Annotated in this window: 7 protein-coding genes; all 7 read left to right on the top strand. The window is 49.5% G+C overall.

Annotation, left to right across the window (positions count from 1 at the left end):
• The first annotated feature begins 26 nt into the window (after window positions 1–26).
• Window positions 27–3,080: a hypothetical protein gene (locus ACO6V5_RS24570; protein WP_422410346.1), complete on the top strand. Its 3,054-nt coding sequence runs from the start codon at window positions 27–29 to the stop codon at window positions 3,078–3,080.
• Between the two features lie 345 nt (window positions 3,081–3,425).
• Window positions 3,426–3,599 (top strand): hypothetical protein, encoded by a 174-nt coding sequence (locus ACO6V5_RS24565; protein WP_422410344.1) that lies wholly within the window; start codon window positions 3,426–3,428, stop codon window positions 3,597–3,599.
• The gene (locus ACO6V5_RS24560) at window positions 3,596–6,625 is read left to right on the top strand and encodes a hypothetical protein (protein WP_422410342.1); all 3,030 of its coding nucleotides are present in this window, start codon (window positions 3,596–3,598) and stop codon (window positions 6,623–6,625) included. Before ACO6V5_RS24565 ends, ACO6V5_RS24560 begins: the two co-directional genes overlap by 4 nt.
• Before the next feature lie 31 nt (window positions 6,626–6,656).
• Complete coding sequence (locus ACO6V5_RS24555) at window positions 6,657–7,154, top strand: hypothetical protein (protein WP_422442510.1); 498 nt, start codon at window positions 6,657–6,659, stop codon at window positions 7,152–7,154.
• On the top strand, window positions 7,151–10,204 hold the full coding sequence (locus tag ACO6V5_RS24550) for a hypothetical protein (protein WP_422410338.1): 3,054 nt from the start codon (window positions 7,151–7,153) through the stop codon (window positions 10,202–10,204). The genes ACO6V5_RS24555 and ACO6V5_RS24550 overlap by 4 nt, the downstream gene beginning before the upstream one ends.
• A gap of 141 nt (window positions 10,205–10,345) precedes the next feature.
• Window positions 10,346–13,432, top strand: coding sequence for a hypothetical protein (locus tag ACO6V5_RS24545; RefSeq protein ID WP_422410336.1), 3,087 nt, complete (start codon window positions 10,346–10,348; stop codon window positions 13,430–13,432).
• A gap of 131 nt (window positions 13,433–13,563) precedes the next feature.
• A complete protein-coding gene (locus ACO6V5_RS24540) occupies window positions 13,564–16,695 on the top strand; it encodes a hypothetical protein (RefSeq protein WP_422410334.1) in 3,132 nt (1,043 codons plus the stop codon).
• The last annotated feature ends 73 nt before the right edge of the window (window positions 16,696–16,768 follow it).

Here is a 16,768-nt window from a genome sequence, read left to right as displayed (position 1 = left end):
ATAACAACTATTATTGGAGTGACATCATGAATACTTTAAGTGGTATAAATTGTTTTTCCTGCCTGCGCCCGCAGCCAAACCCTCACACACAGTCAGTAGCGGCGTCTGGCCAATGGACAACCACCGAACCGACCAAACGCCTACCCCCGCCTTCCAGAGAAGATCAGCGACAAGCACTGCTGGAGGCTGCAAAGAGTGGTCGCCTGGCGGTTCGGCAAATTGAATTAGCTGAAGAAGCCAGTTACCTGGATAGCAATAGCACACCAAGAACCTTTACCCTTGCCCAACAGGGGATGCCCTGCTCGAGCCGGACAGCTGAGCAGAAATGGACGGTAGGCATCGTCGATCCAAACTGCCTGTACGTCTACAAAAAAAATGCCGCCAGCAAGTGGCTGGAATATGGCCCAGCTGCGGATAAACCGGACGAAAAACTACTGCCTGATCTGCAATCATTGGCTGAAAAATCTGATGAGATAAGGGAACGAACCTGGTGGGATATTTATCCTCCTTTTACCTCAGGACATCTGGAGCCGGACGGGATGTTCAGTTTACCAAAACTGAATGAGTACAAATATGATGCATCTATGCCTACTTCACTTTATTTTTATCACCCCGCGCGTTCAGAAATCGTAGTCACCCACTATGGAAAAGCAGACATCAAATGCTTTTTTGTTGTCGGTGATACCTTTAAAAATATTTCGGATATCCTGCAGGAAAAAAAGCAGTGTGAACAGGCACTGAAAATTGAACCACTGCCACTGGTTGTTTTTGACCACCACACCGGGTCTGCAGAGGTCTGTTTTGATGATGAACTTGACTTTGAACATCTGGCCCTGGTTGAGCATTCTCTGGATATTTTCAAGTCTTTCTGGAATATACGCTTTAACACTCTCAAGAGCATGATGAATTTGTTGCCAATGCGTACGCAAACAGAAGCACTGAGGTCAGGATTTACCATCCCGCCGGATGATCAACATAAATGGCAACAGGCCATCGAGCTGGTGAGTGATCCCTGTTCTTTCAGTTGCCAGAGACTTTCGGCATTAAAAGAGAGCGGCTTACCCATTCACCGCTGTTTCTGTCATGAAGGAACGGTTACTTCTTTGCTTGATATGCTTCTGATTTCAGAGCTGAAAAGATTCAATAACGAGCCCCGGGAACAGAGCGTTCCGGATCAGGAGGACGAAGCTCTGCAAGTACTTAAGCTGCTTTTGAAGAGCGGGGCAATACCGACTGCACGAGGCTTGTCCATTATCAAAACGATGGGATCAAATGGTCAACTTTTCATGCCACCGGCCCTATTCGATTGTATGGCGGCTGCCTTTGCTCCATTCAGGTTCCTTACCTTGCAAAACCTTTGGAATATACCATTGACCAGTTGTTGGGGAGGCATCGTTGAATTTAACCGAATCTGCAAGGAATACGATCATCAGCAATTGCAAAGTTGCCTGAGAGAGGGGTTATCTCGTGAGCGACTTTTTCAGAAACCAACCCTTGATACCCTGGAGTCCCACTTACTGGCCCTGTTTCATTTCGGGGCTGTCCTGGACGATAAGGTTCTGGATAGGGTTAAACGCGATCTGGCGCATTGCGATGACAACATGAGGGTTATTGATAATTTATCCGTGGCTGGTTTCATCGAATGGGTTCAAGGTCTTTGGTGGGAACGCAACACCCACAGTCTATACCGGAATTGGGAAACACATGTCACCGAGGCCCGTGAGCAACTTGCGAAACTGAAACAATCCCTGGATCTGCCGAACTATCGCCACGCATCGTTAAAACCGATGTTACAGTTTTTGGTAGATGCCTTTAGCAAACCCCCGGTCTTGCCGGATAATGTCGGCGATAATGAAGACACCATCCTGAAGGTGTTACAGCATTATTACCGTCGCCCGGGACCGGAGCGGGTGATTGCCAGCCTGGGCTACTTCTTCCCGGATACGTGGAAACATGACTCCTGCAGTCATGCGCTTCGGGCCAGGAATAATGGGCTCTGGTATATGGAATTGCTGGAGAAATATCAGGCATATTCTTTTACTCCACAAGAAAAAAGTCTTCTGCCGCTGGCCATTATTTATCAAGGGGCCGCTTGTGAAGATGTCGAAAGATCGGCGGAAAAAACAAAGTCAGCTGATTACTTCAAACGGGACCTGACCGGGCACTACCCTGAATCGCTGTTGAATGACATGGCACTGGCGATAGTCAACATGAAAAACAAGGCCGGTGATAAAGCTGAGCAGAACCTGTCTGAATCCGTAAGCTGTTATCTACACGTATTACGCTTTGCTGTTCTTATGGACAAAATTCGCTCTAAAGGGGTTAGCCCTAATTTTCCGGGATTGACGATGGCTCAACGTCGGATTCCTGATGCTTCAGACCTTGACCTGCCACCGCATTTGGCTACCGATTCTGCCAGCGAGCAAGACTTCAAAACTGAATTCCAACAGCATCTTGAAGCCGCTATGCACGGTGCGGCTGACCTGGTGCAGGTGCAAACCAAGCACCCATGGAAGCCGACTTTAGACAAGCGTGAAAATCCTTACATCCAAGTCTACGGCCTGGTTCCTGATGGCAAAAAAATCACTATGCAATTTGATCTGACAGCGGAGCCCGTGCAGAGAATGAACCGGTTTATTGATGATAATGTTCGCCGCAAAATTGCCAAACAGGCCGGAATTATTACCTGTTCAGACCCCAGTCACAAAACCTGCAAGGCGGATCAGAACAAAGGGATCACTTATGGTATTCATAACAGCTGGTACGATCTCAGTCAGGTGAGGGTTCCGGCCGCAATGACGCTGCTGGAAAAGATGCAGTTCGAACATGACCCGTCGCTGCTGAGCCCGGCAACACTTCAGGCAATAGAGGAAGAGGTGCAGCGGCTGAAGAGCGAAGGTATTCGGATGAATCACGGCAGCTTGACCCGGGAAACACTGAATTCGGAGGAGGCCCAAAAAGTGCTGAAGGATCGGGGTATTGCCGTGATCAGCGAGAAGCGTCCCCACTTTAGTAGCGACGTTGGCTTTACGCAAGAACCGGAAATACTGGTGCCAAAGAAGATAGCAAAGCCTGATTGAGAGCATGTCGGCAGGTTGGCATGGACAATCCGTTGACCACACTATGAGTGAATACCGCTTCGGGCAATAAGATCCTGACGGAACTTTTTTACCAATCAGTCACTCTAATAATAAGAGTATGGGCTCTTAGAGGCTGTCGCAAAACTCTAAGAACTCGTTCCAACGCTCTGAGGGTGTCGCAAAACTTCAACAGCTCGTTCTCGCGCTCTGAAGTCGTCATTCCCGCGCTCTGAAGTCGTCATTCCCGCGAAGGCGGGAATCCAGCGCCAACGGTGGATCTCTGCCTTCTCGGGGATGACAAGGCCAGGGGGACACCGGGCAGTAGGGTTCTGGTGGAGAGTCAGTGTGGATTCCCGCCTTCGCGGGAATGACGAGAATGAAGCCGGGAATGACGAGAATGAAATCGGGAATGACGAGAATGAAATCGGGAATGACGGGGGTGAAGGCGGGAACCAGAGTTTTACGACAGCCTCCTCAGGGAAGAGGGAAATAATAACGATTATTGGAGCATCATCATGAATATTTTCAGAGGCATAAAACTCCCATCCTGGCTCTGTCATCAGCCAAACCTTAACACCCAGTCGGTAACAGCCTCTGGCCAATGGACAGCGACCGAACCGGCCAAACGACTACCGGGGCCTTCCAGAGAACTTGAGCGTCAGGCACTGCGCCTGGCGGCGGAGAGTGGGCGTCTGGCGATTCGGCAAATTGAACCCGCCGAAGTAGCCAGTTACTTTAATGACAATGGCACACCAAGATCCTATACCCTTGCCTTGCAGGGGATGCCCCACGGGGACCTGAGAGGTCGATGGATGGTAGGCATCGTCGACCCGGATTGCCTGTATGTCTACAAACAAAATCCAGATACCTGGCCGCTGAAACAAGGCGCAGAGGCGGATAAACTGAACGTAAAACTTCTGTCTGATCTGCAATCATTGGCTGAAAAAGATAAAGAGATACAAGAACAAGCCGGTTGGGAGGTATATAAACGTTTTACCTCAGGACATCTGGGGGCGGACGGCAGGTTCAGTTTGCCAAAACTGAAGCCCGGCAAATACGATAGCCACAAACCTAGTACATTATGTCGCGGTGGCTCCGTACCCCCTCCGCAACTGCTGGTCACCAACGATGGAAAAGCAGACATCAAATGCTTTTTTGTTGTGAGTGATGTCCCTGGAAATATTTCGGATATTCTGCAGAAAAAGCGTGAGTGTGAACAGGCATTGAGCCTGCCGCCCCTGCCACTGGTTGTTTTTTGCTGCGAAACCGGGTCTGCAGAGGTCTGTTATGACGATGAACTTGACTCTGAACATCTGGCCCAGATTGAGCATTCTCTGGATTGTTTTGATCCTTCCGGGAATATATCTATAGAAAAAATCATGGACAGAATGAAATTATTGCCAATGCATTTGCAAGCAGAGGCACTGAGGTCAGGATTTTCCATCCCGCCGGATGATCAACATAAATGGCAACAGGCCATCGAGCTGGTGAGTAATCCCTGTCCTTACAGTGCCCAGAAACTTCTGGCATTAAAGGAGAGAGGCTTGCCCATTCACCGCTGTTTTTTTCATGATGGAAAAATGACTTCTTTGCTTGATCTGTTCCTGTTTTCTGAAATAGAAAGATACAATGCCCATGACCATGCAACGGAATTCCAGGTTGATGAAGTTGACCCATTACTGCGGCTGCTTTTGAAGAGCGGGGCCAGACTGACTGCATGGGGCCAGGACCATATCAGACAGATGGGAGGTTGTACTTCACCATCTTTGCCACCGTACCTGTTCAATTATATGGTGGCTGCCTTTGGTCCATTTAAGTTCCTTACCTTACAAAACCTCTGGAATATACCATTGACCCGTTGTTCGGGAGGCGTCGTTGAATTTGACCGAATTTGCAAGAACTACAATGATCAGCAACGGCAGATCTGCCTGATAGAGATATTATCTCGTAAGCGGTTTTATCCGAATCTAGCCCTCGATACCCTGGAGTCCCAGCTACTGGCCTTGTTTCGTTACGAGGCTATCCCGGACAAAGATGTTATGGATTCGTTTAAACGCGATCTGAAGACCTATCACCATGACAATGCAAAGCTTATTGATAATTTATCCGTGGCTGGTTACATCGAATGGGTTGAAGAACTCTGGAAGAAACGGGAAACCTGCACTCTTTACCAGAATTGGCCAGCACATGTCGAGGAGGCCAATCAGCAAATCGCGAAACTGAAACAATCCCTTGATCTGCCGGTCGATCGCTTCGCATCGGTGAAACCAGCGTTACAGTTTATGGTGGATGCATTCAGCAAACCGCCGGTCTTGCCAGATAATGTCGGCGATAATGAAGACACCATCCTGAAGGTGTTACAGCATTATTACCGTCGCCCTGGACCGGAGCGGATGTTGGCCAATCTGGACAAACTCTTTCAAAAAACGTGGAAAGAGGAACACCCTTGCAGTCATGCTCTGCGGGTCAGGAATAATGGGCTCTGGTACATGGAATTGCTGGAAAGATGTCAGGTTCACTCTTTTAATCCAGTCGAAAAAAGTCTCCTGCCACTGGCCATTATTTATCAGGGTGCCGCAGCTGAAGATGTCGACAAATCGGCAGAAAAAACCAGGTCAGCTGTTTACTTCAAACAGGACCTGGCGGGGCATTTCCCTGAAAAGCTACTGGATGAGGTCGCTCTGGCGATAGTCAATATGGAAAACGATATCGGTGGTACAGCGGATCAGAAGCTGTCTGAAACCGTGCGCTGGTATCTGCGCATATTACGCTTTGCCGTTCATATGGACTTTATTCGCCATATCGTTGAGCCTGAATTTCCCGGGTTGGCGACTCAGCCTCAGTTTTTCAACACTTCCGACCTTGACCTGCCGCACCTGTGGGCCAGGGATTTTACCAGCAAGCCTGACCACAAAACTGAATTCCAACGGCATCTGGAAGCCGCCATGCACGGTGCGGCTGACCTGGTGCAGTTAACAACCACATACCCTGGGGACAGGCGCAAAAATCCCTACACCGAAGTCTACGGACTGGTGCCTGATGGCAAAAAAATCACCCTGCAATTTGACCGGACAGCGGAGCCCGTGCAAGGAATGGAGCGGTTTATTGATGATAATGTTCGCCGCAAAATTGCCAAAAAGGCCGGAATTATTACCTGTTCAGACCCCAGTCACCAAACCTGCAAGGCGGATCAGAACAAAGGAATCACTTATGGTATTCATAACAGCTGGTACGATCTGAGGCAGGTGAGGGTTCCGGCCGCAATGACGCTGCTGGAAAAGATGCAGTTCGAACATGACCCGTCGCTGCTGAGCCCGTCAACACTTCAGGCAATAGAGGAAGAGGTGCAGCGGCTGAAGAGCGAAGGTATTCGGATGAATACGGGCACCTTGACCCGGGAAACGCTGGATTCGGAGAAGGCCCAGGAAGTGCTGGAGGATCGGGGTATTGCCGTGGTCAGCGAGCAGCGTCGCTACTTTGGCGCAGATGGCTTCCCGAAGGAACGAAAAATGCTGGTGCCAAAGAAGATAGTAAAGCCTGATTGAGAGCATGCCGACAGGTTGGCATGGACAATCCTTGGACAATCCTTTGACCTCGCTATGGGTGAATACCGCTTCGGGCAATAAGATCCTGACGGAACTTTTTTACCAATCAGTCACTCTAATAATAAGAGTATCGGCTCTCAGAGGCTGTCGTAAAACTCTAAGAACTCGTTCCCACGCTCTGAGGGTGTCGCAAAACTTCAACAGCTCGTTCTCACGCTCTGAAGTCGTCATTCCCGCGAAGGCGGGAATCCAGCGCCAACGGTGGATCTCTGCCTTCTCGGGGATGACAAGGCCAGGGGGACACCGGGCAGTATGGTTCTGGTGGAGAGTCAGTGTGGATTCCCGCCTTCGCGGGAATGACGAGAATGAAATCGGGAATGACGAGAATGAAATCGGGAATGACGAGAATGAAATCGGGAATGACGAGAATGAAATCGGGAATGACGGGGGTGAAGGCGGGAACCAGAGTTTTGCGACAGCCTCCTCAGGGAAGGGGGAAATAATAACGATTATTGGAGCATCATCATGAATATTTTCAGAGGCATAAAACTCCCCTCCTGGTTCTGTCATCAACCAAACCCTAACACCCAGTCGGTAACAGCCTCTGGCCAATGGACAGCGACCGAGCCGACCAAACAGTTACCGGGGCCTTCCAGAGAAATTGAGCGTCAGGCACTACGCCAGGCGGCGGAGAGCGGGCGTCTGGCGATTCGGAAAATTAAACCAGCCGAAGTAACCAGTTACCTTAACGGCAATGGCACACCAAAATCCTTTAACCTTGTCTTGCGGGGGTTGCAACACGGGAACCTGACAGGTCGATGGACGGTAGGCATCGTCGACCCGGATTGCCTGTATGTCTACAAACAAAATCCGGGTACCTGGCCGCTGAAACAAGGCGCAGAGGCGGATAAACTGAAGGTAAAACTTCTGTCTGATCTGCAATCTTTGGCTGAAAAAGATAGAGAGATACAAGAACAAGCCGGTTGGGAGGTTTATAAACGTTTAACCTCAGGACATCTGGGGGCGGACGGAAAGTTCAGTTTACCAAAACTGAAGCCCTTCAAATACGATAGCCACAAATCTGCTTCAGCATATTTCGGAGGCTCCGTACCCCCTCCGCAACTCGTGGTCACCAACGGTGGAAAAGCAGACATCAAATGCTTTTTTGTTGTGAGTGATGTCCCTGGAAATATTTCAGATATTCTGCAGAAAAAGCGTGAGTGTGAACAGGCATTGAGCCTGCCGCCCCTGCCACTGGTTGTTTTTTGCTGCGAAACCGGGTCTGCAGAGGTCTGTTATGACGATGAACTTGACTCTGAACATCTGGCCCTGATTGAGCGTTCTCTGGATTGTTTTGATCCTTCCGGCGAATCTTTATCCAAAATCATGAAGGTAATGAATTTATTGCCAATGCATTTGCAAGCAGAGGCACTGAAGTCAGGATTTTCCATCCCGCCTGATGATCAACATAAATGGCAACAGGCCATCGAGCTGGTGAGTAATCCCTGTCCTCACAGTGCCCAGAAACTTCTGGCATTAAAAGAGAGAGGCTTGCCCATTCACCGCTGTTTTTTTCATGATGGAAAAATGACTTCTCTGCTTGATATTTTCCTGACCTCTGTAGTAGTCAAATACAATGTGCATGACCGGGCATCGGAATTCCGGGTTGATGAAGTTGCCCCATTACTCAGGCTGCTTTTGAAGAGCGGGGCCATAATGACTGCATGGGGCTGGCACCTTTTCAAACAGATGGGAGATTGTGATCAACTTTATGTGCCACCGGACATGTTCAATTATATGGTGGCTGCCTTTGGTCCACTCAAGTTCCTTACCTTGCGAAACCTTTGGAATATACCATTGACCAGTTGTCCCGGAGGCATTGTCGAATTTGACCGAATCTGCCAGAAGTTCAATGATCAGCAACGGCAGAACTGCCTGAAAGAGGGATTATCTTTTCTCCGGCTTTATCAGAAGAAAACAACCCTGGATACCCTGGAGCCCTTCCTGATAGTCTTGTTTCATTTCGGCGCTGTCCTGGACGAAGACGTTTTGGATTCTATTGGAAGCGATCTGAAGCTGTATGGCGGTGAAACGCTTATTTGTAATTTATCCGTGGCTGGTTACATCGAATGGATTAAAACACTCTGGCATGAACGGAATACTCATCCCCTCTTCCGGAATTGGCCAGCACATGTCGAGAAGGCCAATCAGCAACTCAAGGAACTGAAACAATCCCTCGATCTGCCGGTCGATCGCTTCGCATCGGTGAAACCGGCGTTACAGTTTATGGTGGATGCATTCAGCAAACCGCCGGTCTTGCCAGATAATGTTGGCGATAATGAAGACACAATCCTCAAGGTTTTACAGCATTATTACCGTCGCCCGGGACCGGAGCGGGTGATGGCCAGCCTGGACAAACTCTTTCAAAAAACGTGGAAAGAGGAACACCCTTGCAGTCATGCTCTGCGGGCCAGGAATAATGGGCTCTGGTATATGGAATTGCTGGAGCGATGTCAGGTTCACTCTTTTAATCCAGTCGAAAAAAGTCTCTTGCCACTGGCCATTATTTATCAGAATGCCGCAGCTGAAGATGTCGACAAATCGGCGGTAAAAACCAGGTCAGCTGTTTACTTCAAACAGGACCTGGCCGGGCATTTCCCTGAAAAGCTACTGGATGAGGTCGCCCTGGCGATGGTCAATATGAAAAACGATATTGATGGTGCAGCGGATCAGAAGCAGTCTGAAACCGTGCGCTGGTATCTGCGTATATTACGCTTTGCCGTTTGTATGGAATTTACTCGCAATATCGTTGAGCCTGAATTTCCCGGGTTGGCGACTCAGCCTCTGTTTTTCAACGCTTCCTATCTTGACCTGCCGGACCCGTGGGCCAGGGATTTTACCATCGAGCCTGACCACAAAACTGAATTCCAACGGCATCTGGAAGCCGCCATGCACGGTGCGGCTGACCTGGTGCAGGTAACAACCACGGACCCTGAGGACCAGCGCAAAAATCCCTACACCGAAGTCTACGGACTGGTGCCTGATGGCAAAAAAATCACCCTGCAATTTGACCGGACAGCGGAGCCCGTGCAAGGAATGGAGCGGTTTATTGATGATAATGTTCGCCGCAAAATTGCCAAACAGGCCGGAATTATTACCTGTTCAGACCCCAGCCACCAAACCTGCAAGGCGGATCAGAACAAAGGAATCACTTATGGTATTCATAACAGCTGGTACGATCTGAGGCAGGTGAGGGTTCCGGCCGCAATGACATTGCTGGAAAAGATGCAGTTCGAACATGACCCGTCACTGCTGAGCCCGGCAACACTTCAGGCAATAGAGGAAGAGGTGCAGCGACTGAAGAGCGAAGGTATTCGGATGAATACGGGCACCCTGACCCAGGAAACGCTGGATTCGGAGAAGGCCCAGGAAGTGCTGGAGGATCGGGGTATTGCCGTGGTCAGCGAGCAGCGTCGCTACTTTGGTGCAGATGGCTTCCCGAAGGAACGAAAAATGCTGGTGCCAAAGAAGATGGAGAAGCCTGATGCTCAGACTTCGCCAGCAGAGGATGGCCGATAAAATCCTTTGATCTCGCTATAAAAATGCAGCTGCGAACTTCAATGGGACCCTAATGGAACTTTTTGCCAGATAGTTACTCCAAAGACTCTTAGGTTTACCTTCAGGAAATGGTTAAGTAATAAGTCTTACAGGAGTATTGCCATGAATATTACCCATGGAACGGGAACCTCTCAGAGCCTGTGCCCTACAATAAATTTTGACACCCAATCGGTAACGGCTTCTGGCCAATGGTCAGTCTGTGAATCGACCAGCAAGCTGCTACCCCCTCATCCCAGGGAGTCCGAACGACAACAGCTACTTCGGGCAGCTGAGAGTGGACGCCTGGCGTTTCGGCGCATCAGATTGACTGAAGAAAACGATTACTTCTCGGGTAAGGGAGCACCAAGACCCTTCACACTCGCCCTGCCGGGAGAGATGATGCCCTCTATGCCCCTGCCAGATGATTGCGGTGAATGGATGGTGGGCATTACTAACCCCCAATGCCTGTTCGTTTACAAACGTGATGCCACCACCCGGTATCTGGAGTTGGGCGCAGATGCGGATAAACTGGATGTAAAACTACTCTCTGATCGGCAATCATTGTTCGACGGACTCATTGAGCATGCCAATAAGGTTACCTGGGGAGTTTATCCGCGTTTCACCTCGGGACATCTGCAAGCGGACGGAACCTTCAGTTTACCAAAATTGAAAACTGGCAATTATTCCCACCTGGAATATTACCCTGAACTGGTGCTGACTAATTACCGCAAGAAAGACATCCAATGCTTTTGCGTTTACAACGATTCAAAAACAAATATTTCCGACATCCTGCGGGATAAGTATCTCTGTGAATTTTTATTGCAGATTGACCCCCTGCCTCTGGTTGTTTATTGCCATCGCACAGGTTCTGTACAGGTCTATTTTGCTGATGAGCTGGACAGTCTGTATCTGACCAGGAATGAGCGTTCTCTGGATGATTTTGCGTTTTCACAGGGCCTGGCTCCAGATCATTTCAGAGACATCCTGAATCTTCTGCCCATGTCTTTGCGAGCAAAGGCACTGAGTTCGGAGTCAACCGTCTCAGTTGATCCGGATGTCATACACAAACAGCAACAGGCCATCGAGCTGGTCAGTGATCCCTTTCTTTACAGTTATGAAGAGCTTCTGGAGTTAAAACAAAGTGGCCTGCCAATTCACCAGCGTTTTTTTCATGAAGGAAGAGTTCGATCTTTACTTGGCATGCTGCTGGACTCCGAAATACGCAGAAACGAGCGGCCAGAACACGATCAGACCCGGAAACAGGAGGACGAAGCCCGGCGCTTATGTCAGTTGCTTCTGCGCAGCGGTGCGAGGCTGGATGGGTATGTATATCTCATTGAGCGCATGGAGGGTATCTTTGGACCGGCAATCCCGGCTGGGATATTCAATTGTTTGGTAGCTGCCTCTGCTCCATTTGAGTTCCTGACTCTGGAACATCTCAAATGGTACCCTTTGACCGGCTGCCCGGGTAGCGTCGTTGAATTTGACCGTATCTGCCGTGGTCAGAATAAACTGCAACGGCAGGAATGCCTGACAAGGGTATTAAATTATGTGGTAACTCTGAAGAATAGAACCCTCAAACATATTCAGCTCAGCTTATTGGCCCTGTTTCATTACCAGGTTGCCGTGGACAAAAACGTTCTGGATAGTCTTGAATCCCATCTGGATATGTATCGCCGAGAAGATGAAAATATCATTGATGATTTTTCCGTGGCTGATTATGTCAAATGGGTCAAAAAACTATGGGAGCAACGGGAAACATATCCTTTCTACCAGAATTGGCCAAGGCGTGTCCGGCAGGCTCAGCAGGACATCAAAGATCTGAGACAATCTCTCGGTCTGGACGATTCTCACAATCTGGCAACACCATTGGCAACCGAAACACCAGCGGCATTAAAGTTTGTGGTGGACGCCTTCAGCACAGCGCCAGTCCTGCCCGATAATGTCGGCGATAATGAAAAAACCATTCTGAAGGTATTGCAACATTATTACCGCCGTCCGGGACCGGAACGGGTGATCCAGAGACTTGGCATGCAAACCATACCAACCGTGTGGAAACCCCTGCACAGCTGCAGTCATGTCCTGCGGGCCAGGAATAATGGGCACTGGTATATGGAATTGCTGGAGAAATTTCAGCAGTGTTCCCTGAAAGAACAAGAAAAAGAACTTCTGTCGCTGGCGATTATCTACCTTGATGCGGCTGCCGAAGATGTCGACAAATCAGTTGAAGAAACAAGTTCAGCTGAATATTTCAAACGGGACCTGGCCGGACACTACCCTGAAAAGCTGCTGGCTGATATGGCAATAGCGATAGTCAGCAAAGAAAACGATGTTAAGGGTAAAGAGGAGCAGAACCTGCCTGACTCTGTGCGCTGGTATCTGCGCATATTACGCTTTGCAGATCGCATGGATGTTATCCGTGGTTGCGGGGTCGGGGCTGATTTTCCGGGATTAACAGTGACTCGAACTCTGGGTTTTGACGCTACACGTCTTGACTTACCATCGCAGCTGACCGGTGAGTTTAGCTCCTGGTCTTTCAACAAGAGTGAATTCCAACGCCATCTGGAAGCCGCCATGCACGGTGCGGCTGATCTGGCGCGGGTAACCGGGTCACTTCTGGATCAGCGCAAAAAAAACTACACCCAAGCCTACGGTCTCAAAGACAATGGCGCAAAGATCTCTGAAAACTTTGAATGGACAATTGAGCCAATGCGAAGAATGGACCAGTTAATTGACGACAATGTTCGACGAAAAATAGCTCAGGAGGCCGGAATTATTGTCTGTTCAGACCGGAACCACAAAGCCTGCAGGGCTGATCAGCACAAAGGGATCACTTACGGTATTCATAACAGCGGGTATGATCTGGGGCAGGTGACGATTCCGGCCGGAATGACGCTGCTGGAAAAGATGCAGTACGAACATGATCCGTCGCTGCTGAGCCCGGCAACACTTCAGGCAATAGAGCAAGAGGTGCAGCGGCTTAAGAGCGAAGGTATTCAGATGAATCTCGGCACCTTGACGCAAAAAACGCTGACTTCGGAGCAAGCCCAAAAGGTGCTGGAACAACGGGGTATTGCCGTGGTCAGCGAGAAGCGTCGCTACTTCACCAACGATGACCTTCCGAGAGAACGGGAAATGCTGGTGCCAAAGAAGATAGCAAAGCCTGATGCCCAGAGCGCGTCGGCAGAGTATGCCTGTAAAATCCTTTGATCTGGCTATGAAAATGCAGCTGCGGACTTTTTTGGGACCCTGATGGAACTTTTTGCCAGATAGTTACTCCAAAGCCCCTAAGGTTTACCCATAGGAAAATGGGTAAGCAATGAGTCCACGAGAGTATTGCCATGAATGTTGACCTCGGAACGGAAACGCCTCAGAGCCTGTGCCCTCAAACACAATTTGACACCCAGCCGGTAACGACTTTTGGCCATCGGACAGTCTGCGAATCGACCAGCAAGCTGCTGTCTCCTCACCCCAGAGAGTCTGAGCGACAAGAGCTACTTCGGGTCGCTGAGAGTGGGCGTCTGGCGTTTCGGCGAATTGAAGTGCATGTAGAAGAAGATTACTTCACTACCAAACGTGCACCAAGACCTTTCACTCTGGCTCTGCCGGGGGAGATGATACCCGTCGAGCCAGTGCCAGAAGCGTTAGGCAGGTACATAGTAGGTATCAGCGATCCGCAATGCCTGTTCGTCTACAAACGTGATCCACGGACTGAGCGTTTGCTGGAGGAGCCGGATATGACTCCGGATACACTGCCAAAAAAACTACTATCAGATCTGCAGTCATTGCACGACAAACGTCGCGAGAATGCCAATCGAGTCAACTGGAGACTCTATCCTGCTTGCTTCACCTCTGGACACCTTCGAGAAGATGGGACGTTCAGTTTACCTAAATTGAAAAACGGCGAATATAATCCCATATATGATTTCCCGGAACTGGTGCTCATTAACTACAGCAAGAAAGACATCCTGTGTTTCTGTGTATACAAGGATAAAGAGACCAATATTTCCGATATCCTGCAGTATAAGCACCGTTGTGAAGAGGTATTAAATCGTGAATCCTTACCTTTGGTTGTTTATTGCCATCGCACAGGCTCTGTGCAGGTCTGTTTTGATGATGAGCTGGACAGTATGCACCTGGCCGATAATGAGCGTTCTCTGGATGAGTTTGCGTTCTCACAGAGCATAGACCTGGACAATTTCAGAGCCCTGTTAAATATGTTGCCAATGCCTCAGCGGGCCCGGGCGCTGAGTTCAAAATTAACCGTCCCACCCGAGGTTATGCACAAATTGCAACAGGCTATAGAGCTGGTGAGTGATCCCTGTTGTTACAGCTATGAAAGGCTTCTGGAATTGAAACAGGGTGGATTGCCCATTGACCAGCGTTTTTTTCATGACGTGGCTGTTAAATCTTTGCTTGATATTCTCCTGGATACCGAAATATTCAGACACAATGGGGCCCTGGATTTCGGAAGAACGAGAGAGGATGTGCTTAAGGGACAGCCAATTCGGGTTCAGCAGGGGGAAGAAGCTTACCGATTATTTCAGCTGCTTTTGCAAAGCGGGGCAAGGCTGACTCAATGGGGCCTGAGCCGCATCGACGGTATGGAACGGTATTTGGAATATGTATTGCCAGTGGGTCTGTTCAATTGTTTAGTGGCTGCCTTTGCTCCATTTGAGTTCCTGAACCTGCAACATCTCAGACAACTACCTTTGACCGGCTGCCCGGGAAGCGTCATTGAATTTGACCGTATCTGCCGGAGCGACAGTCCAGTGCAACAGCAGGAATGTCTGAAAGAGGTATTACGTTATGTGGTCACTTTGCCGAATCCAACCCTCGAACATATTCAGTCCAACTTATTGGCTCTTTTTCATTACCAGGTTTCCCTGGAAAAAGACGTTCTGGATAGTCTTGAATTCAGCCTGAAGAGGTTTTATTGCCCGAATGGCAAAAAGGTCATTGATGATCTCTCCGTAGATGATTATATCCACTGGCTTGAAGAACTTTACAAGCAACGAAAAACGCATCCTTTCTACCAGAATTGGCCAGAACATGTCCGTCAGGCTCAGCAGGAAATAACAGATCTGAAACAATCTCTCGGTCTGGACGATTCTGCCACATTGGCGACACCCCTGGCAGCTGCAACACCAACGGCGTTGCAGTTTCTGGTGGACGCCTTCAGCAAACCCCCGGTCCTGCCTGATAATGCCGGCGATAATGAAAAAACCATCCTGAAGGTATTGCAGCATTATTACCGCCGTCCGGGGCCGGAACGGGTGATCAGGAGCCTTGGCAGACAGACCATGCCAACACAATGGAAACTCCAGCACAGCTGCAGTCATGTCCTGCGGGCCAGGAATAACGGGCACTGGTATATGGAATTGCTGGAGAAATTTCAGCAGTGTTCCCTGAGCAAAAAAGAAAAAGAACTCCTGTCTCTGGCGATTATCTACCATGACGCTGCAGCCGAAGATGTCGACAAATCGGAGGAAGAAACAAGATCGGCTGATTATTTCAAAAGGGACCTGGCCGGGCACTACCCCGAACAGCTGCTGGAAGATATGGCACTGGCAATGATCAACAAGGAAAAAGATGTCGATGGTAGCGATGAGCCGAACCTGTCTGAGTCTGTGCGCTGGTATCTGCGCATATTACGCTTTGCGGATCGAATGGATATTATCCGTTGTTGCGGGGTTGGGGCTGATTTTCCCAGGATAATGGAGACTCAACCCTGGGGTTTTGATGCTACACGTCTTGACCTGCCGACGCAGTTACCCAGGGATTTTCGCTCAGGCTCTGGCAACCAGACTGAATTCCAACGTCATCTGGAAGCCGCCATGCACGGTGCAGCTGATCTGGCGCGGATAACCGGGCAACTTCAGGATCAGCGCAAAAAAAACTACGCCCTGATCTACGGTCTCCGCGACAATGGCGCAAAGATCTCTGAAAACTTTGAATGGACAACTGAGCCGGTGCGGAGAATGAACCAGTTTATTGACGACAATGTGCGCCGCAAAATGGCTCAGGAGGCCGGAATTATTGTCTGTTCAGACCCCAGTCACAAAACCTGCAAGGCTGATCAGAACAAAGGGATCACTTATGGTATTCATAACAGCTGGTACGATCTGGCGCAGGTGGCGATTCCGACCGGAATGACACTGCTGGAAAAGATGCAGTACGAATACGACCCATCGCTGCTGAGCCCGGCAACACAACAGGCACTGAAGCAAGAGGTGCAGCGTCTGAAGAGCAAAGGTATACGGATGAATACGGGCACCTTGAAGCAGGAAACACTGGCTTCGGAGGAAGCCCGAAAAGTGCTGAAACAGCAGGGTATTGCCGTGGTCAGGGAGAGGCGTCGCTACTTCACCAACGATGACCTCCCGAGAGAACGGAAAATGCTGGTGCCAAAGAAGATAGCGAAGCCTGATGCTCAGAGCGCGTCGGCAGAGTGGGCCTGCAAAATCCTTTGATCTGGCTATGAAATGCAACTTCAGACAGCAGTAACCTGGCGGAACTTTTCGCCAGCCAGTTACTCTAAGGACT

The organism is Endozoicomonas sp. ALD068 (assembly GCF_049310145.1).
Classification (GTDB): Bacteria; Pseudomonadota; Gammaproteobacteria; order Pseudomonadales; family Endozoicomonadaceae; genus Endozoicomonas_A.
Note: the sequence above shows the minus strand (reverse complement) of the source record. Positions and strands in the feature narration are given on the sequence as shown.

Bases quoted from the DNA above. Each gene is read 5' to 3' on its own strand.
- ACO6V5_RS24570 (WP_422410346.1), top strand. From the start codon at position 27: ATGAATACTTTAAGTGGTATAAATTGTTTTTCCTGCCTGCGCCCGCAG.
- ACO6V5_RS24540 (WP_422410334.1), top strand. From the start codon at position 13,564: ATGAATGTTGACCTCGGAACGGAAACGCCTCAGAGCCTGTGCCCTCAA.
- ACO6V5_RS24560 (WP_422410342.1), top strand. From the start codon at position 3,596: ATGAATATTTTCAGAGGCATAAAACTCCCATCCTGGCTCTGTCATCAG.
- ACO6V5_RS24550 (WP_422410338.1), top strand. From the start codon at position 7,151: ATGAATATTTTCAGAGGCATAAAACTCCCCTCCTGGTTCTGTCATCAA.
- ACO6V5_RS24545 (WP_422410336.1), top strand. From the start codon at position 10,346: ATGAATATTACCCATGGAACGGGAACCTCTCAGAGCCTGTGCCCTACA.